Origin of the sequence: Embleya sp. NPDC020630, from assembly GCF_044334985.1 — a bacterium.
GTDB lineage: Bacteria > Actinomycetota > Actinomycetes > Streptomycetales > Streptomycetaceae > Embleya.
This window is the reverse complement of record NZ_JBIRUB010000008.1, coordinates 308,281-329,085: the sequence shown is the minus strand read 5'-3', so window position 1 is coordinate 329,085 and position 20,805 is coordinate 308,281. Positions and strand designations below refer to the sequence as shown.

Annotated in this window: 23 protein-coding genes; 9 read left to right on the top strand and 14 right to left on the bottom strand. The window is 71.0% G+C overall.

The genetic code is table 11. From position 1 onward, the window contains the following. Positions 1-204 precede the first annotated feature (204 nt). On the bottom strand, positions 205-702 hold the full coding sequence (locus tag ACH4XV_RS27535; protein ID WP_379999573.1) for a MarR family winged helix-turn-helix transcriptional regulator: 498 nt from the start codon (positions 700-702) through the stop codon (positions 205-207). A 297-nt stretch (positions 703-999) separates the two neighbouring features. Here ACH4XV_RS27535 and ACH4XV_RS27530 point away from each other — a divergent pair, with 297 nt between their 5' ends. Beyond that, positions 1,000-1,506, top strand: coding sequence for a hypothetical protein (locus ACH4XV_RS27530; RefSeq protein WP_395794260.1), 507 nt, complete (start codon positions 1,000-1,002; stop codon positions 1,504-1,506). Beyond that, positions 1,503-2,198 carry a hypothetical protein gene (locus ACH4XV_RS27525; RefSeq protein ID WP_395794258.1) on the top strand — a complete coding sequence of 232 codons (696 nt, stop codon included), beginning with the start codon at positions 1,503-1,505 and terminating at the stop codon, positions 2,196-2,198. The genes ACH4XV_RS27530 and ACH4XV_RS27525 overlap by 4 nt, the downstream gene beginning before the upstream one ends. 133 nt (positions 2,199-2,331) lie before the next feature. Here ACH4XV_RS27525 and ACH4XV_RS27520 read toward each other — a convergent pair whose 3' ends face one another. From ACH4XV_RS27520 to ACH4XV_RS27510, 3 genes are all read right to left on the bottom strand, one after another. Next, positions 2,332-3,480: a cystathionine gamma-synthase gene (locus tag ACH4XV_RS27520; RefSeq protein ID WP_395794256.1), complete on the bottom strand. Its 1,149-nt coding sequence runs from the start codon at positions 3,478-3,480 to the stop codon at positions 2,332-2,334. A gap of 64 nt (positions 3,481-3,544) precedes the next feature. After that, positions 3,545-4,333 (bottom strand): hypothetical protein, encoded by a 789-nt coding sequence (locus ACH4XV_RS27515; protein WP_395794254.1) that lies wholly within the window; start codon positions 4,331-4,333, stop codon positions 3,545-3,547. A 141-nt stretch (positions 4,334-4,474) separates the two neighbouring features. Continuing rightward, positions 4,475-5,323, bottom strand: a complete 849-nt coding sequence (locus ACH4XV_RS27510; RefSeq protein WP_395794252.1) for a hypothetical protein — start codon at positions 5,321-5,323, stop codon at positions 4,475-4,477. A 420-nt stretch (positions 5,324-5,743) separates the two neighbouring features. Between ACH4XV_RS27510 and ACH4XV_RS27505 the strand changes: the two genes are divergently transcribed. Continuing rightward, a complete protein-coding gene (locus ACH4XV_RS27505) occupies positions 5,744-6,805 on the top strand; it encodes an acyltransferase family protein (RefSeq protein WP_395794250.1) in 1,062 nt (353 codons plus the stop codon). Between the two features lie 175 nt (positions 6,806-6,980). Beyond that, positions 6,981-7,955 carry a fibronectin type III domain-containing protein gene (locus tag ACH4XV_RS27500; protein WP_395794248.1) on the top strand — a complete coding sequence of 325 codons (975 nt, stop codon included), beginning with the start codon at positions 6,981-6,983 and terminating at the stop codon, positions 7,953-7,955. 49 nt (positions 7,956-8,004) lie between these two features. Here the strand turns inward: ACH4XV_RS27500 and ACH4XV_RS27495 are convergent, their stop codons facing one another. The 3 genes from ACH4XV_RS27495 to ACH4XV_RS27485 all read right to left on the bottom strand — a co-directional run bounded on the left by ACH4XV_RS27495 (position 8,005) and on the right by ACH4XV_RS27485 (position 9,570). Further along, positions 8,005-8,502 (bottom strand): DUF4186 domain-containing protein, encoded by a 498-nt coding sequence (locus ACH4XV_RS27495; RefSeq protein WP_379999559.1) that lies wholly within the window; start codon positions 8,500-8,502, stop codon positions 8,005-8,007. A 49-nt stretch (positions 8,503-8,551) separates the two neighbouring features. Continuing rightward, positions 8,552-9,070: a GNAT family N-acetyltransferase gene (locus tag ACH4XV_RS27490; protein WP_395794246.1), complete on the bottom strand. Its 519-nt coding sequence runs from the start codon at positions 9,068-9,070 to the stop codon at positions 8,552-8,554. 113 nt (positions 9,071-9,183) lie between these two features. Next, entirely contained in the window at positions 9,184-9,570 is a 387-nt protein-coding gene (locus ACH4XV_RS27485) for a winged helix-turn-helix transcriptional regulator (protein WP_395794244.1), read from the bottom strand. A 114-nt stretch (positions 9,571-9,684) separates the two neighbouring features. Between ACH4XV_RS27485 and ACH4XV_RS27480 the strand changes: the two genes are divergently transcribed. The 3 genes from ACH4XV_RS27480 (at position 9,685) to ACH4XV_RS27470 (ending at position 11,320) form a co-directional block, all read left to right on the top strand. Then, a complete protein-coding gene (locus tag ACH4XV_RS27480; protein ID WP_395794242.1) occupies positions 9,685-10,350 on the top strand; it encodes an NAD(P)-dependent oxidoreductase in 666 nt (221 codons plus the stop codon). Between the two features lie 204 nt (positions 10,351-10,554). Further along, on the top strand, positions 10,555-11,040 hold the full coding sequence (locus ACH4XV_RS27475) for a hypothetical protein (RefSeq protein ID WP_395794240.1): 486 nt from the start codon (positions 10,555-10,557) through the stop codon (positions 11,038-11,040). Between the two features lie 67 nt (positions 11,041-11,107). Next, a complete protein-coding gene (locus ACH4XV_RS27470) occupies positions 11,108-11,320 on the top strand; it encodes a hypothetical protein (RefSeq protein ID WP_395794238.1) in 213 nt (70 codons plus the stop codon). 75 nt (positions 11,321-11,395) lie between these two features. On the opposite strand, the gene ACH4XV_RS27465 is transcribed toward ACH4XV_RS27470, so the two are convergent. Beyond that, on the bottom strand, positions 11,396-13,150 hold the full coding sequence (locus tag ACH4XV_RS27465) for an MFS transporter (RefSeq protein ID WP_395794236.1): 1,755 nt from the start codon (positions 13,148-13,150) through the stop codon (positions 11,396-11,398). Positions 13,151-13,224: 74 nt separating this feature from the next. Between ACH4XV_RS27465 and ACH4XV_RS27460 the strand changes: the two genes are divergently transcribed. After that, a complete protein-coding gene (locus ACH4XV_RS27460) occupies positions 13,225-14,232 on the top strand; it encodes a helix-turn-helix transcriptional regulator (RefSeq protein ID WP_395794234.1) in 1,008 nt (335 codons plus the stop codon). A gap of 60 nt (positions 14,233-14,292) precedes the next feature. On the opposite strand, the gene ACH4XV_RS27455 is transcribed toward ACH4XV_RS27460, so the two are convergent. The 6 genes from ACH4XV_RS27455 to ACH4XV_RS27430 all read right to left on the bottom strand — a co-directional run bounded on the left by ACH4XV_RS27455 (position 14,293) and on the right by ACH4XV_RS27430 (position 20,475). Beyond that, complete coding sequence (locus ACH4XV_RS27455; RefSeq protein ID WP_380034311.1) at positions 14,293-15,597, bottom strand: dicarboxylate/amino acid:cation symporter; 1,305 nt, start codon at positions 15,595-15,597, stop codon at positions 14,293-14,295. Between the two features lie 504 nt (positions 15,598-16,101). Then, positions 16,102-16,407, bottom strand: a complete 306-nt coding sequence (locus tag ACH4XV_RS27450) for a DUF4229 domain-containing protein (protein ID WP_395794462.1) — start codon at positions 16,405-16,407, stop codon at positions 16,102-16,104. Between the two features lie 129 nt (positions 16,408-16,536). Then, on the bottom strand, positions 16,537-17,622 hold the full coding sequence (locus ACH4XV_RS27445; protein WP_395794232.1) for an SUKH-4 family immunity protein: 1,086 nt from the start codon (positions 17,620-17,622) through the stop codon (positions 16,537-16,539). Between the two features lie 134 nt (positions 17,623-17,756). After that, entirely contained in the window at positions 17,757-18,920 is a 1,164-nt protein-coding gene (mqnE, locus tag ACH4XV_RS27440) for an aminofutalosine synthase MqnE (protein ID WP_379999536.1), read from the bottom strand. Between the two features lie 80 nt (positions 18,921-19,000). Further along, positions 19,001-19,960, bottom strand: a complete 960-nt coding sequence (locus ACH4XV_RS27435) for a threonine/serine dehydratase (protein WP_395794230.1) — start codon at positions 19,958-19,960, stop codon at positions 19,001-19,003. Positions 19,961-20,016: 56 nt separating this feature from the next. Further along, positions 20,017-20,475 (bottom strand): Lrp/AsnC family transcriptional regulator, encoded by a 459-nt coding sequence (locus tag ACH4XV_RS27430; RefSeq protein ID WP_026219445.1) that lies wholly within the window; start codon positions 20,473-20,475, stop codon positions 20,017-20,019. A gap of 165 nt (positions 20,476-20,640) precedes the next feature. On the opposite strand from ACH4XV_RS27430, the gene ACH4XV_RS27425 reads away from it, so the two are divergent. Beyond that, positions 20,641-20,790, top strand: a complete 150-nt coding sequence (locus ACH4XV_RS27425) for a hypothetical protein (RefSeq protein WP_395794229.1) — start codon at positions 20,641-20,643, stop codon at positions 20,788-20,790. Positions 20,791-20,805 lie beyond the last annotated feature (15 nt).

Here is a 20,805-nt window from a genome sequence, read left to right as displayed (position 1 = left end):
GGGTGCCGTGTTGCCCGAAGGGCGCGGGGGCCACCTGCGGCCCCCTACTGTTCTGTGCTCCCGAGGCGCCCTCCTTCGGGAAGGCCCGGTCCCGACTCCGCCCGCCGCCGGGCCGATGGCCGGCTCGGTCGACGTGGCTGCCGGTCCGCTCTCGGCCGGCGTGTCCCGCGTCACGATGGCACGGTCATCGCGTGGAGGGCGCGGTCACGACTCCGATGTGGTGCGGCTTTGGCGGCGTTCCATGGAGGCGTTGAATCTGGTGAGGAGGGTGGTGAAGCGTTCGCGGTCGTCCAGGCTCCAGCCTTCGCAGATTTCGGCCATCAGGCGTTGGCGGGCGTTGCGGACCTGGTGGAGGCGGTCGCGGCCCTCGGTGGAGAGTTCGAGGAGGACCGCGCGGCCGTCGTCCGGGTTGGGGACCCGGTCGACCAGGCCCTGTTCGACCAGCGGGGTGACCTGGCGGGTCACCGTGGACGAGTCGATCGTCATCGCCTGCGCGAGGGCCTTGACGCCCATCGGGCCGCCCGCCTCCAACCGGCCGAGCAGCAGATAGGCCGCGCGGTCCATCGAGTTGCGCAGTTCGCCGACGGCGCCGAGGCGGGTCTGCTCGGCGCGCCGCGCGAAGAGGGCCACCTCGTGCTGCAGGCGGTCGTAGAGCGGGTCCGCAGAGCCGGTGGGGTCGATCGGGTCCTGTTCCGGTGTCATCGCCGCTCGTTCGTCGATCCGATGTGATTCTCCGAGGATATTGCGCGGACCGGGATCACCGGGCCCCGACCGGACGATTCCACCCCGCAATGCCGCCGAGGGTTTTACCGTGGCCACAACGGGGTGTTTTGCCGTCGTTGCCGGAGTGCGGGCCCGGTGACGGGGATGCGGTGTCGAGGGGCGATATGTCGCGGCCCGCGACTACCCGGACAGGTGTGGGGCAGCAGCACAGACAGAGCGGCGACGGCACCGAGCCGGGCCCGAGGGCATCCGCTCGGCAGACCTGCGGGAGGCACCGTGCACAAGCGCGACGCTCGCGAGTTCGAGGTTTTCGTCCATACGGTCGGCACGCAGTTGCTGCACGCCGCGGATCTGCTCACCGGTGACCGACAACGCGCGGAACGCCGGGTCGAGCGGGCGCTGGCGCATACCTGTCTGAAGTGGAGCCGACTGCCGAGCCAGGATCCGGTACGCACCGCGTGGCGGGCGCTGATGGCCGGCTACCTGGATCCGTGGCGTCCGGGGCCGCGCGGGCACGACCACGAACTCCCGGACGCGGGCGAGCCGTTCACGACGCTGGACCGGCTCGGCCGGCTGGAGCGGGCCGCGGTGGTGTTGCGGCTTTACGCGCGGTTGGACGAGTACGACGCGGCCGAGGCGATGGGGCTGCCGGTGGAGACGGTGTCCGAGGCGTGGCGGCGCGGGATGGCGCAGGTCCTGGCCGGCGGCGGGCTGGTCCGCGCGGCGCCGGTCGGGGTGCGGGAGGCGACGGATCTCGCCGCGGGCGCGGAGGCGTACCGATGAGCGTGACCGTGTCGCCGCCGGGTGCGGCGGACGCGGAGGAGGTGCCCGAGGCGCCGGAGTTCCCGTATCGGCCGCTGCCGCCGAACCTGGCCCGGCGGGTGCGGCGGCGGGCGGCGCTGCGCAGGATGCGCCACGTGTTCGGCTCGGTCGTAGTGGCCGGCGCGGCGGCCGGCGGCCTGTGGCTGGCCGTCCCGGGCAGCGGCGGCGGGGGCGGCCTGCCGCCGGCGCCGCCGGATCCCACGCCGCTGTGGCCGGTGGACCGGAGCCAGTCGTCGGATCTGCGTACCGACGTCGGCTTCGGCGCTTCGGCGTGGATCGGCGACAGCGGCCCCGAGGGCGAGTCGTCCTGGTGCCTGGGCGGCGCGGCCGAGCCGGACGAGGCGCGGTGTCGCTTCCTGCCCGCCCCGGGGCGGCTGGACACGGCGATCATGCCTTCGGGCCGGTACGCGCCCGCCGGACAGCGGTTGGTGGTCACCGTCCTGATCGGGCGCGGTACGACCGCCCCGGCGCTGCGGGGCGAACTCCACGACGCCGCGGGCAGCCGACGGATGCGTCTGGACCGCCCGGCGGACCTGCCCGGGGTGGCCTACCTGTGGGCCTTCACCGGCGGGACCCCGGTCTCGATCACCGTCTACGACGAGGCGGGCAACCTGGTCGCGGCCTGCGCGGGTTGTACGGACGAGGCGCGATAGGGCCGGTGCCGGCCGGGGGTCGGCGGGGCCGCGAGCGCCGGGTGGGCCGACCGGCCCCCCGGCGCTCGGGACGCGGCAGCGACGCCAGGGACCCGATGCCCGGCGCCCGGCGCCCGGCCCTGGGTATCGCGCCTCAGCCGAGGGCGCGTTCCAGGTCGGCCAGCAGGTCGTCGGCGGATTCGATGCCCACCGACAACCGCACCAGGTCGCCCGGGACCTCCAGCGGCGAGCCCGCCGCCGAGGCGTGCGTCATCCGGCCCGGGTGCTCGATCAGCGACTCGACACCGCCGAGGGACTCGCCCAGGATGAAGAGTTCGGTCCGGTTGCACACCTTGACCGCGGCCTCCTCGCCGCCGTTCACCCGGAACGACACCATGCCGCCGAACGCCTTCATCTGCTTGACCGCGACATCGTGGCCCGGGTGTCCCGGCAGCCCGGGATACATCACCTCGGCCACGCGCGGGTGCCGGGAGAGCAGGTCCACGACCCGCTCCGCGTTGGCGCAGTGCCGGTCCATCCGCACGCCCAGCGTCTTGAGCCCGCGCAGCGTCAGCCACGCGTCGAACGGCGCGGGCACGGCGCCCATCGCGTTCTGGTGGAACGCCAACTCGGCGGCCAGACCGGCGTCCTTGACCACGAGCGCGCCGCCGATCACGTCGGAGTGGCCGCCCATGTACTTCGTCGTGGAGTGCACCACGATGTCCGCGCCCAGGGTCAGCGGCTGCTGGAGGTAGGGCGAGGCGAAGGTGTTGTCGACCACCAACAGCGCGCCCGCGTCGTGCGCGACGGCCGCGAGGGCGGCGATGTCGGCGACGCCGAGCAGCGGGTTGCTCGGCGTCTCGCACCACACGATCCGGGTGACGCCGGGCCGGATGGCGGCCCGTACCGCGTCGAGGTCGCCGGCGTGCGCGGGGGTGTACTCGATCCCCCAGCGCGAGGCCACCTTCGCGAACAGTCGGAAGGTGCCGCCGTAGGCGTCGTCCGGGATCACCGCGTGGTTGCCCGGCGCGCACAGGGCGCGCAGCAGGCAGTCCTCGGCCGCGAGTCCGGAGGCGAAGGTCAGCGCCCTGGTGCCGTCCTCCAGGGCCGCGACGCACTCTTCGAGCGCGGTGCGGGTCGGGTTGCCGGAGCGGCTGTACTCGTAGCCGCCGCGCAGCCCGCCGACGCCGTCCTGCTTGTAGGTGGACACCTGGTAGATCGGCGGAACCACGGCCCCGGTCAGCGGGTCGGGTTCCTGCCCGGCATGGATCGCCAGGGTCTCAAAGCCGTGCGATTGGGTCATGACCGGAAACGTTAGTCGCCCCGACGCGCTCCGGCGCGCATCCGGTCGATCCGACGGACAGGGGCTAGGAGCGCAGCAGGCGGTCGAGCATCAGCCGGGCGGCCTGGGTCGCGCGGGTGCGCACGTCGGCCATGTGCTCGGGGCCGGGGGCGCTGAAGTAGGCGGACATCGCCACGGTGTCCTTCCGCAGGGTCACCACGACGTACGCGTACGGACTGCCGCCCGACTTCAGGTACATCAGGCCCTCCTCGGCGAACACCTCGTCGGCCTCGGCGAAGGTGGGCTGCGGGGCGCCGGGGGTGTCCTTGGCCTGGGTGCCGTCGGTGTAGGTGCGGGTCGGGCAGCGGTCCTTGACCTGTCGCGCGTTCTGGACCTGATCGCGCGCGCCGCGCACGTCCTTGTGCACGATCGCGCTGGTGCTGCCGCTGGAGAGCGTGTTCGGCTGCGCGGCGTCGGCCTGTTGGACCTGGCGCACCCACTGGCCGATGATGCTCGACGGCAGCGGCACGGTCTGCTGCGTACAGTCGGCGGCGTAGTCGGTCCAGGTCTCGCCGGCGAACTCGTAGGTGCTCTGCTTGACGAAGCCGCCGCCCCAGTCCTCGGGGGTCAGCGCCAGCGAGCGGGCGAGCGTCTGCGCCTGCTCGGGGCTGCGGCTCGGCGGCGCGGTGGTGGCGGACGGCCGGGAGGTCGCGGTGGTGGACGCGGTCGTGCCCGGGGTCGCGCCCGGGCCCTTGGCCGCGGGGCTCGCGTCGGTGGACGTCGCGTTCGGGACGACCGCGAACGGCCCGTCGCCGCTGTCGGCGCAACCCGCGAGCAGCAAGGCGCCCAGGAGCGGGCCGATCGCGCGGAGCATCGTTGATCTCGTGCCGGATCCCGCGCGGATCGTGCCGGATCCTGCGCGGATTCTCGTGCCGTTCATCCGATGACTCCCCCGTGAGCGTGAATCGACATGATATTCACCGTGCTCGCGCGAGGTCGGCGCGGTCGCGTCGGGTCAGCGCAGGTACACGGTGGTGCGGGCGACCATCTTGGCCAGCGCGTCGATCGCCTGGTTCTTGGCCGACTCGTAGGTCTTGTCGCCCCGGTCGACGACCGCCGCGGTGAGCACCATCTGGCCCTGCCGAGCCGTCACCCACACGTACTGGAACGGCGCGCCGCCGTGGCCGGAGACCCACTGGGCGCGGGCGACGTGGACCTCGTCGATGCCCTCCACGGTCAGGTCCAGGACCTGGATGCCGTTCAGCTTCTCGTCGCCGCCGAGCACCTGGTTCGGGCAGCGCCGGGCGTCGGCGAGGCCGGTCTGCATGTCGGTACGGGCCGCGAGGGCGGTGGAGTAGACGGTCGCGGAGGACGTGGCGAGCGTCTTGCTGAGGTTGTCCACGCTCGGCTTGCCGTCGGGGATGTACACGTAGCGATCCATGGTCGCGAGCGCCCCCGGGGTGGTGCCCTGGAGCGCCTGCTTGCAGTCGGTGCCGGTGATCACCCGGTCCAGCGCGGTGTGTTCGTAGTTCTGCTCCTGCGGGACGTAGGCGTCACCCCAGTCCTTGGGGACGAGCGCGACGGCGGAGACCACGGTCTTCGCCCGCTCGGTGGTCAGCGTCACATCGGCGCGAGCGGTCGTGGTCGGGCGCGGCGTGGCACTCGTGGCGACCGGCTCCGGCGTGACCGGATCCGGCGAGGGCGGCGGTGGCGGTTCCGGGTTCTGCGTCGAACTCTGGCTCACGGTGGGCGAATCGCTCACCCCGAGGCCGAACGGCCCGCCCTTGGACGACCCACCGGAACACCCCGCCACAAGCACCCCGCTCACGAGCAGGGCCGCCGCCATCCCCACCTTGCGCACCATGAAACGCCCCCGCCTCCCGAAACCCCAGCGTCGAAAACCATTCAAGCGGGTGGCGCGAACTCCCGTGGCACAACTGCGGGGACTGCACGAAACAGCCTTGAATCCTGCGGGAGTTCCCCCGAAGGCGCAACCCGATCACCCGTATCCGCCGCAGCCCGCAACCGCCGACCGCCCTGCGGCGCACCGACGGATGGCGATCGACCGGTTGCGACCCATAAGCGCGTCTTTGTCTGCGGACCCGCGTCGATAGCGGTCCTCGGAGCGGTGAGATGCTTCGATGCCCGACGCAGTCGACTCCACCGCAGGGACTTCATGAGTATTCTCGACAGCACCACGAAGCCGGCGTCGCAGCCGAATCCGAACGTGCGGGCCCCTCGCTCCGGTCCAGGTCGAGGTGCCGGAGTCGACGGTCACTCGCGTTTGGCGGTCCTGGACGGCCTGCGCTTCGTCGCTGCCTTGAGCGTGGTGCTCTTCCACTTCGGCGGTCAGGCCGCGAACACGTCGGAAAAGATCTGGGGGCAGGCGAACGCCGTCATGTTCCCCAGGGCACAGGGCGTCTTCGCCTTCGGCCTGCTCGGCGTCGAGCTGTTCTTCCTGATCAGCGGCTTCGTCATCTGCATGAGCGCCTGGGGGCGCAGTCCGCGCCAATTCTTCGTCTCGCGCGTCGCCCGGCTCTACCCCATGTATTGGGTCGCGGTACTGCTCACATCGGCTGTCCTGGTCTCGGTCACCACCCCGCTGGCTGCTCCGAGTTTCGACACGGTGCTCACCAACCTGACGATGCTCCAAACCCCGCTCGGGGTGTCGAACGTGGACTCCGTTTACTGGTCTCTGTGGCCGGAGTTGGCCTTCTACCTGAGCTTCTCGACCGTCGTGTGGCGCGGCGTCACGTACGGCCGCGTCGTCGTCTTCGGCGGCGTGTGGATCGTGGCCGCAGCGCTCGCCCCCGCGGTCGACAACCAGGCATACACGCTGCTCGTCAATCCCATGTCCGCGCCGTATTTCGTCGCGGGCATGGTGTTCTATCTGATGCACCGATTCCGCCCGACGCCCCTGCTGTGGGGAATCGTCGGCATGTCGTGGCTCCTGGGGTTGCACTACCTCCTGGCCCGAACCGACGGTCGGCTGGACTGGGAAATGTGGTCTCCCCGACAGGCGTCGCTGATCCTGCTCATCACGACGTTCTACCTGCTCATCGCGGCGGTGGCGCTCGGTTGGACGGCCCGGATCCGGTGGCACTGGCTGAGCGTGGCGGGTTCGATCACCTTTCCGCTCTACGTGATCCACTACTCGATCGGGGTCACGATCATCCACGCACTGCGCGATCGGGTCGCGCCGTGGCCGCTCTTCACCGGCGTGGTGGTGGGCATGGTGATCACCGCGTACGTGCTGCACCGAGTCGTCGAGCGGCCGCTCGGCCGATGGATGCGTCGAGCCCTCACCTCGGACTCGTTCACCCTGCGGGAGCCGGCGGGCCGGTAGGCCGACAACCGCTGCGTCTCGCCCCACTTCGCGGCGTTTGACCCCACGCCGGCGTACCGGAACGTCATGAGCGTGGCGGTCGGCTCTTGTTGCCGAGCCGAACGCTGTGTCATATATGTCTAGACCAATTGCTCCTCGGTGGTGATCGGTGGAGAGAGGCGTTGTGGCGCGACGGGTGGCACGGATCGGCTTGGCCGGCTTGGTCGTTGCGCTGGCGGTGAGCGGGTGTTCGGACGACGGGCGGGATACCACGCCGCCGCCGGTGCCGGTCGAGGTGAGCGCGCTCGCGTCGAGTTCGGTGTCGGTGCACGTGATGTGGCGGGCCGATCCGAGCGTGGCGGTGTTCGAGGTGTATCGCGGCGACGCCAAGGTGTTGGACGTCACCGGCGGGCGGCACATGGTGGACGTGGGCGGGCTGACGCCGGGGACCGCGTACACGTTCTCCGTGCGGGCCCGGGACCGGGCCGGGAACGTGTCGGCGGCGAGCCCGCAGGTGCCGGCCACCACGCCGTCCGTGGTCCAGGGCGAGCGCGTGCCGCCGACCGCGCCCGGGAATCTGCGCGGCCAGGCCCGGGGCAAGGACGGGGTGACGCTGACGTGGGAGGCGGCCACGGACGACGTGGGGGTGACCGCGTACGACGTGTGGCAGGCCGGCGTACGCGTGCACAGCGTGGCCGCGGATCGCACCACGGCGGTGGTCACCGGGTTGCGCCCGGGCACCGAGTACGTGTTCACCGTCACCGCGCGCGACGCCGCCGACAACAAGTCGCCGGCGAGCAGCCCCGTCACGGTGGTCACCGAACAGGGCGCCGGCAACGGTCGCAACACCGCGCCGACCGACCTGCGCGCGATCCCCCGCACCGCGGCGGACGGCACCTACGTGGACCTGACCTGGACCCCGCCGGACGTGGACGGGGTGGTCGCGAGCTACGAGGTGTACCTGGACGGGCGGTTCCTGACCACGGTCCAGTGGGGCGCGGCGCCGCCGACCGAGACGGCGCGGTACAGCCTGCCGCTGGGCGATCGGCCGGCGGTGGGACACGTGCTGAAGATCCGGGGGCAGCTGCCCGACGGGACGTGGGGCGAGTTCTCGGCCGACCTGACCGTCACCGACGCGCCGCCCGGCGCCGCGACGCCGGGCGGGCCGTGAGCGCCGGGCGGGCCGGGCATCGGCGCGTGCGGCGCGGCGGGTGCTCGGCTCAGCGGGACTTGGACGCCCGCAGACCGCGACCCGTCCTCGGCGCACCCGTCGGGTTCTCCGGGACGGCCGGCATCGCCGAGCGCGGCGGGCGATTCGCGCGGGTCTTCGCGACCGGGCCGATCTCCCGGGTCAGCCAGCCGCACACGAGGTTGACCGCGTAGTTGAGCTCGGCCTTGTCGAGCGGGCGGCCCTGGGGGATGCCGTGCACTTCCTCCAGGCAGCCGCGGCAGCAGGTGGCCGTGGCATGCTGCGCGACGAACACCGGGTGGCCCCGGTACGGGGTCTGTCGGCCGTCCTTGCTCGGCTTGGCGGGGCCGAGGCGCCGGGCGATCACGTCGTACGCGTACCAGCGCACGCCGGACTCGCCCAGGGTCACGGCGACGGTGCGTTCCCGGCCGGGAAGGTGGAACCGGGAGCGGGAGGGAAGTTTGCCGATCGCGTCCAGGCGGGCATCGAGCGGCTCGGGCCTGGCGCCCTTGGAGGTCTTGGTCGTCATATCGCCTCCAACGGTAACCCGTTTGGCCGGGGCCGGGTGCGCGTCCGGCTCAGGCCAGGTGCTTGTGGAAGATCGTGGTGGAGCGCAGCACACCCGAGGCGTCCGCCGCGTAGGACGGAATGGCGCCCGACTCGATCCAGCCGGCGCGCTTGTACAGCCGCTCCGCGCCGCTGCCGGTCTGGGTGTCCAGGGTGAGCAGACTGCGGCCGGACGCGGCGGCGAACTGCTCCGCGGTGGACAGGAGTTCACGGGCGATGCCGTGGCCTCTGGCGCGTCGGTGCACCAGCAGCTTGGAGATCGCGGCGCGGTGCCGGCTGTTCGGCATGCCGGCGAAGCGGAGCTGGATGGTCCCGGTGACGCCCTCGTGGTCCGAGGTCGCCCACACGATGATCCGGTTGTTGCGTATCTCGGCGGCCTGCGTCGCCCACCACTCGGCGGCCGCGTCGATCGGCAGCGGGGCGAGGAAACCGACCCCGGCCCCGTCGTCCACCGCGTCCACGAGCAGCGCGGCCAGACCGGGGGTGTACGTGACGAGATCGATCGCGGAGAGCCGGACGGGCGTTGTCATACAACCATTCTCCCGCGCCGTTCGATCAGCCCCCGACCAACCCCGCGCCCGATCGCCGGCGGCCGGCGGGGAGGTGTGGTGGGGGGCCTGGGCGGCGCGGGTGGCCGGTGCGGTCAGCGGGCCCGGTCGTACGTCTCCCGGTTGACGAGCACCTCGTCCACGTGCGCCTCGGCCCAGTCCTGGACCGCCCGGTAGGTGTCGATCAGGCTTTCGCCGAGGCGGGTGAGCGTGTATTCGGTGCGCGGCGGGACCTCGGCGAAGACCTCGCGGCGGATCAGCCCGTCGCGTTCGAGGTCGCGCAGGTTGGTGGTGAGCACCTTCGGGGTGATGCCCCGGACCCGAAGGCGCAGCTCGGTGAAGCGCAGCGTGCCGGCGGCCAGGTTGAGGATGATCAGCACGCTCCAGCGCGAGCCGAGGCGGTCCAGGACGTGCCGGCTGCGGCAGTCCGGCGAGTCGGTGAGCAGCCTCGCCGCGAGACCGGCCGCGCCATTGGTATCCACAAGGAAACAATAGCACTTCAAGGTGCTCGATATCCGTCGGTAACAAATGGCTTGAACTGCGGTGTTGGATGGTGTCGTAGCTCTTCCACTTCCCGAGAACACGAGGACTTCATCATGGCCAGGATCGCCCTGTTCGGCGCCAACGGCGGTATCGGTGTGCACATCCTTCGCGAGGCCCTGGGCCGCGGTCACCACGTCACCGCGGTGGTGCGCGATCCGGCCCGACTCGCCGGCGAGGAGCACGAGCGGCTGACGGTCGTCACCGGCGACGCGACCGACCCGGCGTCCGCGGCCTCGGTCGCGGCCGGGCACGACGCGCTGGTGAGCGCGATCGGCGGCGGGTACGTGGACGGCGCCGCGCACGCCGCGCTCGTGGTGACCGCGGCGAAGGCGCTGACCGAGGGGCTGCGCTCGCTCGGCGACGCGGCGCCCTCGCGCGGCCTGTTCGTGGTCGGCGGCGCCGGCTCGCTGCGCACGCCCGGCGGCGACCGGGTGTGGGACGCGCAGGGCATCCCCGAGTTGGCGGTACAGATCATGCGCGGGCAGGGAGCGGCCCTGGACCACTACCGCACGGTGACCGACGTGACCTGGACCTACCTCTCCCCCGCCGCCGACATCGGCCCCGGCGAGCGCACCGGCGCCTACCGCACCGGCCGCGACGACCTGGTCGTGGACGCGGACGGGGTGAGCCGCATCTCGGTCGCCGACTACGCGGTCGCCCTCCTCGACGAGATCGAGACCCCGAAGCACACGGGCGAACGCTTCACGGTGGCGTACTGACCCCACGGCGCGGGCGGGGCCATCGGTCGACCGACGGCCCCGCCGTCCCGAGGCCTGTCCCGAGGCCCGCCCGCCCCCGTGTCAGCCGTTCGGTGGACAGCCGGTGTACGTCGGTCGGTCGTCCTGTCCACCGGCCCCCGACCGGCAGGCTGATGCATGTCAGCGAACGGGCCGTAACGGGCCGAAATCGGGGAGCCGGGAACCATGAGCATCGCCACCATCGCCTTCACGAAGGACACCACCGCCACGGCCCGCACCTCCGCCGCCCCCGCCCCGCTCGTCGAGGCTCCCCGGGGCCTGCCCGCCTGGTACTTCGCGATGGTGGGCGTGTCGGTCGGCGGCTGCGACGTGGCGCAGGGCTACCCGTCGCTGTGGGCGTACCTGATCCCGCTCGTGGTGGTGAACATCGTGGTCTCGTTCACCGTGATGCGGGCGCGGATGAAGTTCTTCAAGGCGATGATGCGCAACAGCCACACCCGGATGCTCGCCCTGGCCCTGGTCGCCATCCGCTTCGGCCTGCGCCTGCTGATCCACCTGGTCGGCTTCGAACTCGCCGCGCAGACCGGCCACCTGGTCGTCGGCGTCGTGATGGGCCTGTTCGCCACGTTCGGCGCGATGATCGACCAGTGGCTGATCATCCGCGCCCTGAACCGCGCGAACACGAAGGCCGCCACGCGGGTCGAGGGCTGACCTCGGTCCCGCTCCAGAAACCGCAACACCGCCAACGCCCGCCGATGATGACTCCGCTCGTCCGGAAATGGTGCGGCTGGGCGAGATCGTCGAGCGTCTGGGGCGCCTGATCGGCGCGGTGGCGGTCGATCCCACGCCGGTACTGGAGCCGGTGCCGGACTGGCCGGCCGAGCGGTTGATCCACACCGTGGGCCTGGCCCCCGCAGAGGTCGCGGCGCTGGAACTGCCGGAAGCCGTGGATCGGTGGACCGAGTTCTGTACCCGACTCCGCGAAGCGTGATCGCGGAGGACATGCCGCCGCCCGGCGCGGGCTCCCTTTCGGGGCTCGGGCCGGGCGGGGGGTGGGGAATGGGCCTCAGACCAGGGCCGGTTCGCGGGTTTCGGTGGGGGTTTTCGGGGTGGGGTCGGGGAGCTGGTTTTCCCTGGCGCGCTTCGGGAGGAGGAAGCCCAGGGCGAAGGCGACCGCGGTCAGGGCGAGGGCCAGGAGGGTGGTGCGGCGGATCGCGTCGAGCGAGGAGCGGATGTGGGTGTCCGCGCTCGCCTCGGCGACCGCGGCGGTCGCGGCCGGCGGCACCTGGAGGGTGCGGCAGCTCGTCGGGACGGTGTCCGGGTCGGTGGCGTTCTCCCGGTCGTCCAGGCAGGCCCGCAGGCCCGCCACGATCGAGTCCTGCGTCCCGGTCGGCACGCCCGCCGCGCTCATCTCCGCGCGCAGCCTCGGCGCCGCCGACGTGTCGAAGTTGTGCGTGGCCTGGGCGCCGATCACCCCGAAGAACACCGTGCCCAGGACCGCGATGCCCAGCGAGGCGCCGAGCTGTTGCAGGGATTCCAGCGCACCGGACGCCGAGCCGACCTCGTGGTCCTCGACCTCGCCCATGATGATGTCGAAGACCGGGACGAAGATCATGCCCATCCCGAGGCCGAACACCGCCAGCGGGCCGAGCAGGTCGCCGCTGCCCAGGTCCGTCTCGGCCTGCCTGAAGACCAGGTAGAGCCAGCCCGTCCCCGCCGCCATCACGGTCAGCCCGATGTGCAGGATGCGCCGACCCAGCCTGCCCATCACCGCACCGCTGAACCCGGACCCGAAGAACGCGCCGAGCGCCCACGCGCCCATGGTCAGGCTCGCCCGGGTCGGCGTGTACCCGAGGCTCATCTGCAGGAACAGCCCGATCGCCATCGAGATGCCGACGATCGCGCCGAAGAACACCATCACGAACCCGACGCCCGAGGCGTACGACCGGCGCCGGAACACCCCGAGCCGAATCAGCGGCACCCGACCGGCCGCCTGCCGCCGCAGCTGGTACACCGCGAACCCGGCGAGCACCGGCAACGACGCGCCGCACTCGATCAACGACCAGAGCGGCCAGCCCAGTTCGCGACCCTGCACCAGCGGGTGCACCAGCATGAAGGTGCCGACCCCGGCGAGCACCATGCCGAGCACGTCCAGCCGCCCGCCGGTCTCGCTCGGCGCCACCTTCGGCAACATCCGCCCGCCGACGAGCAGCACGAAGGCGCCCAGCGGGAGGTTGATCAGGAAGATCATCCGCCACCCGGTGCCGAGCACGTCGCCGTCCACGAGCACACCCGCGACGATCGGCCCGAGCACCGTGGACAACCCGATCGCCGGGCCGAACACCGCGAACGCCCTGCCGAGTTCGGCCGGCGGGAACAGGTCCCGGAGCAGCCCGAACGTCTGCGGAATCATCAGCGCCCCGAACAACCCCTGGAGCACCCGCGCCACGATCAGCGTCTCCGGCGACCATGCGGCGGCGCAGGCCACCGACAGGGCGATGAAGCCGACCACGCCGACCATCAGCATGAACTTGCGGCCGTACATGTCGCCGAGCCGCGCGCCGGTGAGCAGGCCCACCGCGAGGGCCAGCGTGTAGCCGGCCGCGATCCACTGGAGGCTGGAGTAGCCGCCGCCAAGGTCCCGGCGGATCGCCGGTGCCGCGACGCCCACCACGCTGGAGTCGAGCAGGTTCATCAAGGTGGCGGCCAACACCGCCAGCAGTCCGAGCCAACGCTGCCGGGTGCCGACGACGGGCCGGGAGGACGGGGACGACGGGGTGGCGAGGGTCTGCTCGCCGCTGATTTCCGGGCTCTTTTCCACGCCTCCGACACTAGGGGTCAAACAGGCAAGGTCCGTTCCTGTTTATCCCGGGCGGAGCCGGCAGACTTCGGCTCATGTTGGAAACCTCCGCGCGCCTGTTGCGCATGCTCTCGCTGATGCAGACGCGGCCCGACTGGACCGGACCCGAACTCGCCGAACGGCTCGGCGTGAGCGGCCGGACGGTCCGCTACGACATCGAGCGTCTGCGCAGTCTGGGCTATCCGGTCGACGCACGTCGAGGGGTGGTCGGCGGCTACCGGCTCGGCGCGGGCAAGGCGCTGCCGCCCCTGTTGCTCGACGACGAGGAGGCGGTCAGCGTCGTGGTCGGTCTGCGAATCGCCGCAGGCAGCGTGGTGGACGGCATGGACGAGGCGATGCTGCGCGCGCTCGGCAAGCTCGACCAGGTGCTCCCGTCCCGGCTGCATCGCCGGGTCAAGGCGCTGCAGAAGTACACCGTGCCGGTGCGCGCGACCGGCCCGGCGGTGGACATGGACGTGATGACCGTACTCGCCGGCGCCTGCCGCGACCACGAGCAACTGCGCTTCCGCTACAGCTCGCACGACGGCAAGGAGTCCTCGCGCCGGGTCGAGCCCTATCGCCTCGTGCACCGGATGGGCCGCTGGTACCTGGTCGCGTGGGACCTGGAGCGCGCGGACTGGCGCACCTTCCGGCTGGACCGGATCACCCCGCGCCCACCGCACGGACCGCGCTTCACCCCACGCGAGTTGCCCGCCGACGGGGACGTGGCCGCCTTCGTCAACCAGGGCGTGCAGAACGCGCGCGGGCAGTACCGGGCCCGGGTCCTGGTACGTGCCCCGATCGGCACGGTGGCCGACCGGGTGCCGCCCGCCTTCGGCTCGTTCGCGGTGATCGACGACGAGACCTGCGTCTTCGAGACCAGCGCCCCCAGCATCGAGAGCCTGGCCGTCTACATCGGCCTGCTCGACGCCGACTTCGAGATCGAGGACCCGCCCGAGCTGGTCGACCACATCCGAACCCTGGCCCGCCGCTACACGGCGGCCACCCCGACCCCGACCCCGGCCGCCGAGCCCGAACCGGCCGAGGAAGCGCCCCGGGGCTGACACGACAACGCCCCCGACCCCTTCGGCACGAGGGGATCGGGGGCGTCGGTTCGGGGTGCGTCAGACGGAGACCGGTTCGCGGTCCGGCGTCTTCTGGAGCGGGACGTGCGGCTTGGCCGGCTCGTCGGGGGCTTCCAGGTCACGCGGGTTGTTGTACATCTCCAGGTCGAGCGTCTTTTCCCGGGCGGAGACCAGAATCGGCACGACCACCTGCCCGGCGACGTTCGTCGCGGTGCGCATCATGTCCAGGATCGGGTCGATCGCCAGGAGGAGGGCGACGCCGGCCAGCGGCAGGTTCACCGTGCTGAGCGTGAGGGTCAGCATGATGATCGCGCCGGTGAGACCGGCGGTGGCCGCCGAGCCGATCACCGAGACGAACGCGATCAGCAGGTATTCCTTGATGCCCAGGTTCACGCCGTAGACCTCGGCCACGAAGATCGCGGCGATCGCCGGGTAGATCGCGGCGCAACCGTCCATCTTGGTGGTGGCGCCGAACGGCACCGCGAAGGACGCGTAGTCCTTCGGCACGCCCAGGCGCTCGGTGACCTTCTGGGTGACCGGCATGGTGCCGACCGAGGAGCGGGAGACGAAGGCGAGCTGGATGGCCGGCCACGCGCCCTTGAAGTAGTTGAGCGGGTTGACCTTGCCGACCAGCCACAGCAGCAGCGGGTACACCACGAACATCACCAGCGCGCAACCGATGTAGATGTCGGCGGTGAACGTGCCCAGCGGCTTGATCAGGTCCCAGCCGTAGGTGGCGACCGAGGTGCCGATCAGGCCGAGCGTGCCCAGCGGGGACAGCTTGATGACCCACCACAGCGCCTTCTGGATGATCTCCAGGACCAGTTCGGCGCCCTTGACCAGCGGCTCGGCCTTCGCGCCGACCGACAGGATCGCGGAACCGAGCACGACCGCGAGGAACACGATCTGCAGGACCTTGACCTCGGAGAACGCGGTGACGATGTTGGTCGGGATGATGCCGGTGAGGAAGTCGAGCCAGTCGCCGTTGGTCTTCGGCGCCTTGCCCGGGTCGGCCGGCAGCTTGAAGCCGTCACCCGGGTTGGTGATCAGGCCGATGGTCAGGCCGATGGCGACCGCGATCAGCGACGTGATCAGGAACCACATCAGCGTGCGGGCGGCGAGCCGGGCCGCGTTGTTCACGTTGCGCAGGTTCACCACGCTGACCAGGATCGCGGTGAACACCAGCGGCGGTACGGCCAGCTTGAGCAGCTGGACGAAGATCGTGCCGATCTGGTCGAGCGTCTCGGTCAACCACGAGACGCTGTACTCCTTGGCGATGAAGCCGAGGACCACACCGAGCACGAGGCCGGCGGCTATCTGCGCCCAAAAGGGCGTTCGCTTCAATGTCTTGAGGGAATCGACTGCTGATGACAAGGCAGGGCTCCTGAACGGGCACCGTGGGGGACGGAGGGTGGCGGTACGGAGCGGCCGTGAACCTGCGCATCAAAAGGCACCCGAGTGCCCGCAGGAAGAACTACGAGGAAGCGTTACTTCGCGCAGAACGGCCGCAAAAGGCCGACGTGCGGGCGGTCGGGACGACGAGCGTGAAGGCGTCGGCCCGACAGGGGCACGGCAGCGGTCAGCCGCAACACAGCGCGGTGGCGCAACGGCCCAGGTCGACATGACGACGTGACACGAGCGGGAAACCCACCGCACCGTGCGTCATCTGCGTGTCGCCTGCACCGATCATGTGGCGAGGATAGCGACAGCAAACCGATAAACGCAAAGAATTACGGAACGGACACCGCCGGACACCGAGGGACACCGCCGGCCACACCTCGCTTACCCGACGTCCCAGGGCACGACGCGCACCCGTCCCGCCTCGGGGCCAGGCGCCCCGGACAGGGCCTAGGAGGCCTCCCGGGCACGCGGGGAGATCGCGCCCGTCGCCTCGTCCTCGGCGCGGTTGTCCTCGGCGATCCTGGCCTTGGCCGCCTGCACCCGGTTGTACAGGGCCTCGGACATGGCCTCGCGCTGCGCATCGAGGAAGCGGTAGCTGATCACCGCGGACAGCCCCGCGGCGATGGCGATCGCGATGAAGACGTTGCCGCCGCCTTCCATGTCGAACAGGCTGAACACGCCCATGGCCGCCGCGAACAGCGCGGCGAAGATGCCGAGCCGGAAGAGCGAGTAACGCAGCGCGGGATTCGACATGGTCACCTTCGGTTCCACTGGCGGACGCGGTACGAGAGGCCGCGGGCGCGAGCCCGGGCCGCCACTACCAGTCAAGCATCCCCCATTTCGGACCCGGATCCCGACCCCGAATCGGCGATCCACTCCGGCTCAGGGACCCAGTCCGTTGATGCCGTCCAGGATCATGCCCTCCCAATAGCTGCCCGGCTCGGCCCAGGCGAGCGGGTCCACCGACGACAACAGGTCGACCGCGATCGACTCCCACACGTCGTGGATGCCGATCCCGAACCGCTCGCCCTGCCGGTGCATCCGGCCGATCACCCACATCGTGAAGGCGAGCGTGGACAGGTCGGTGTCGAGCGTGTCCAGGAACGGCTCGTCGCCGCCGGTGTTCCAGCGCCGGACCACGCCGGTACGGCCGTCCACGAGCAGATCGCCGTCCTCGCTGACATAACCCAGCACCACCAGATGCTCCGCGTCGGCCGGCGGCTCCGGCTCGTCGTCCCAGTCCGCCCGGCGCTCGGCGGCCAGCTCCGCGAGGGTCGGCAGCGGCTTGCCGTCGCTGCGCATGTCCAGATACGCCCACGCGTCGATCAGCCCGACGTCGAGCAGGAACCGTCGGGTCGGCTCGTGCGTGATCGCGGCCGGCAGCTGCCGCTCCTCGTAGCCGGAGAACTCGTTCTCGTAGACCAGGTCGAGCATCGCGGGCGTGATCCGCACCGCCAGGCCCTCGCCGGGCAGCGCCGCGCGGCGCAGTTGCCACAGCGCGAAGGAGGTGTGCCAGAACGAGTGCCCCGGGTTCAGCTCGGGTTCGGTCTCGCCGAGCAGGTCGATCAGTTCCTCGGCGGTGCGCACCGGGCCGCGGCCGGGACGGATCGCCTCGACCAGGGCGCAGTTGCGCACCAGCGTGGACACGTCGACGGACATCAGCGCCGGATCGCCGTAGCGCTCCTCGGCGAACACCCGGCCGGTCGCGCCGTCGAGCAGCACCGCCTGGTCGGCCGTGCGCAGCGAGCCGTAGGCGCCGAGCATGATGCGCCCCTCCCGACCGGGGTCCGGCGCGGCGTCGGGCGCGAAGGTGATCAGCGCCGCCCGGCGGGGCAGGCCGACCTCGGCCAGGAAGCGCCGGGTGGGCTCGTGGGCGATCCCGGGCAGGTCGTACCGGAGAACCTCGTCGGGCCCGAACCACTCCTCGACGTCGCGCCGGGTGAGCGCGATCCGCAACGCCTCAGCCATACAGCAGTCCTCCCGCCTCTCGTCGAACCGCCTCGGCGACGGGGCCGAACCCGCGCGCGGATGCCGCCGGGTCCGCGCGCACCGTCCCGCATCGCCCCGCTCCCCCGTCGCCGATCGTCCTCGACCGCGTCGGCTCAGAGCTTCATCGGCTGCGGCGTGTCGCGCCGGGCCGGGTCCGGGCCCTCGTACTCGCGCAGCGTCTCGTAGCGCGTGTTGCGCTCCACCGGACGAAAGCCCGCGTCCCGGATCAGTTCGAGCAGGTCGTCGCGGGTCATCTTGTTCGGCGTGCCGAAGTCGTCGGCGTCGTGGGTGATCTTGTACTCCACCACCGAGCCGTCGAGGTCGTCCGCGCCGTGGTTGAGCGCGAGTTGCGCGGTGGCCAGGCCGTGCATCACCCAGAAGCACTTCACGTGCGGGACGTTGTCGAACATCAGCCGGGAGACCGCGAACACCTTCAGCGCCTCGGCGCCGGTGGCCATCGTGGTCCGGGCCTGGAGCCGGTTGCGGACGATGCCGTCCTTGCTGTCGTGGAAGTCGTGCTGGTAGCGCAGCGGGATGAAGACCTGGAACCCGCCGGTCTCGTCCTGGAGTTCGCGCAGCCGGATCACGTGGTCGACCCGGTGCCTCGGCTCCTCGATGTGGCCGTAGAGCATCGTGCAGGGGGTCTTGAGGCCCTTCGAGTGGGCGAGCCGGTGGATCCGCGACCAGTCTTCCCAGTGGGTGTCGTGGTCGACGATGTGCTGCCGGACCTCCCAGTCGAAGATCTCCGCGCCGCCGCCGGTCAGCGACTCCAGGCCCGCGTCCATCAGCTCGTCGAGGATGTCCGAGGCGGACAGGCCGGAGATCTTTTCGAACCAGTGGATCTCGGTCGCGGTGAACGCCTTGAGCGCGACGTTCGGCAGCACCTCCTTGAGCGCGCTGAGCGACCTCGGGTAGTAGCGCCACGGCAGGGTCGGGTGCAGGCCGTTGACGATGTGCAGCTCGGTGATCCCGTCCGGCTCCATCTCCTTCGCGAGCCGCACGGCCTCCTCGATGCGCATCGTGTACGCGTCCTTCTCGCCCGGCTTGCGCTGGAACGAGCAGTAGGCGCACGACGCGTTGCACACGTTGGTCATGTTGAGGTGGCGGTTGACGTTGAAGTGCACCTTGTCGGCGTTCTTCACCGTCCGCACGTGGTGCGCGAGCCCGCCGAGCCACGCCAGGTCGTCGCTCGCGTAGAGCGCGATGCCGTCCTCACGGCTCAGGCGCTCCCCGGCGAAAACCTTGTCCTCGATCTCCCTGCGCAGGCCCGCGTCCATGCGTGAGTACTCCCTCTTGGTCTTCTTGTCCGCCGCTGCGCGGCTTGTACGAGGTTACGCCCGGCGCGGGACGCGCCCGCTCAGGCCATCACCTCGGCGTAGAGCGCGGGGTCGACGTTGCCGCCGCTGACCACGGCGACGTGTTCGCGTCCGGCCGGGAGCGCGTCCTTGCGGAAGAGGTACGCCGCGGTGGCCACCGCGCCGGCGGGTTCGGCGACCAGGCGGGCGCGCAGGCCCAGGAAGCGCATCGCCTCACGGATCTGGTCCTCGGTGACGGTGACGATGTCGTCCACGTACGCCTGGATGTGCACGAACGGCAGCACGCCCACGGACGTGGTGCGCAGGCCGTCGGCGATGGTGCGGTAGGTCTGCGTGGTGGACCACGTGGTGCGCACACCGGTACGGAAGGACTCGGCGGCGTCGGCGGCCAGTTCGGGCTCGACGCCGATCACCTTGGTGTGCGGGCTGGTCAGCTTGACCGCGGCGGCGATGCCGGAGATCAGGCCGCCGCCGCTGACCGGGACGAGCACGGTGTCGACGGTGGGCAGGTCCTCGGTGATCTCCAGGCCGGTGGTGCCCTGGCCGGCGATGATCCGCGCGTCGTCGTAGGGCGGTACGAACGCGTAGCCGTGCTCCTCGGCCAGCTCCCCGGCGGCGGTGTCGCGCCGCTCCGGGGTGACGATCACCACGTCGGCGCCCAGCGCGTGGGTGGCGTCGATCTTGACCTGCGGGGTGGTGTCCGGCATCACGATCACCGCCTTGGCGCCGAACAGGCGGGCCGCGTAGGCCACCGCCTGCGCGTGGTTGCCGCTGGAGTGTGCGACGACCCCGCGCGAGCGTTCGGCGTCGGTCAGCGCCGCGATCGCGTTGTACGCGCCGCGGATCTTGAACGCGCCGATCGGCTGCAGGCTCTCCGGCTTGAGCCACAGCGGCCGGTCGGCGTCGCCGTGCAGGGACGGCAGCAGGGGGGTGCGTACGGCCGTGCCCGCGATGCGCTTCCGTGCGGCCCGGAGGTCTTCGAGTGTCACCGGATTCGTCATGTCCGCCACCCTACGAGGGCGCGTCGACGACCACTCGGATGCCGGTCGGGGTGCGGCTATTCGGTGGGTTCGGGCAGTTCGGCCGCGCGGTACTCCCATTTGGTGGAGAGCACCACGGTGGTTCGGGTACGGGCCACGCCGCGCGTGCCGGACAGGCGCCGGACCACGTTCTCCAGGCCCTCCATGTCCGAGACCCGGACCTTGAGCATGAAGGAGTCGTCGCCGGCGATGAACCAGCAGTCCTCGATCTCGTCCAGGTCGCGCAGTCGGCGGCTGACGTCGTCGTGGTCGGCCGCGTCGGAGAGTTGGATCCCGATCAGCGCGGTCACGCCCAGGCCGAGCGAGACCGGGTCGACCGAGGCGCGGTAGCCGGTGATCACGCCCGCCTGTTCGAGGCGGTTGATGCGATCGGTGACGCTCGGTCCGGACAGGCCCACCAGTCGGCCCAGTTCGGCGTACGAGGCCCGTCCGTTGCCGCGCAGCGCCTGGATCAGCTTGCGGTCGACGGCATCCATGTCCGTTTCCTCCAGGTATTCGATGGTGTCCACCGGGGGTCCGCCAGGGGACTACAACATGACGCAGGCACAAACCCCAGTCATGCCTGTAATTCATTGGACGGTTTCGATTCTAACCCTTAGAATCAAAGGCATCGGAAGCCACAAGCCTCTGATGACGATTCGTTGGGAGACGACACCGTGTACACCCTGGAGATGGCCCGCGCCCACATGCAGGAACTGCATGAGATCGCGGAACGCTCACGAGCCGCCCAGCCGTCGAGCACGCTCAAGCGTGTGAAGCGTCTGGTCGGCCGCCGCAAGACCGGTCGCTGATCACCTCGGCAGATC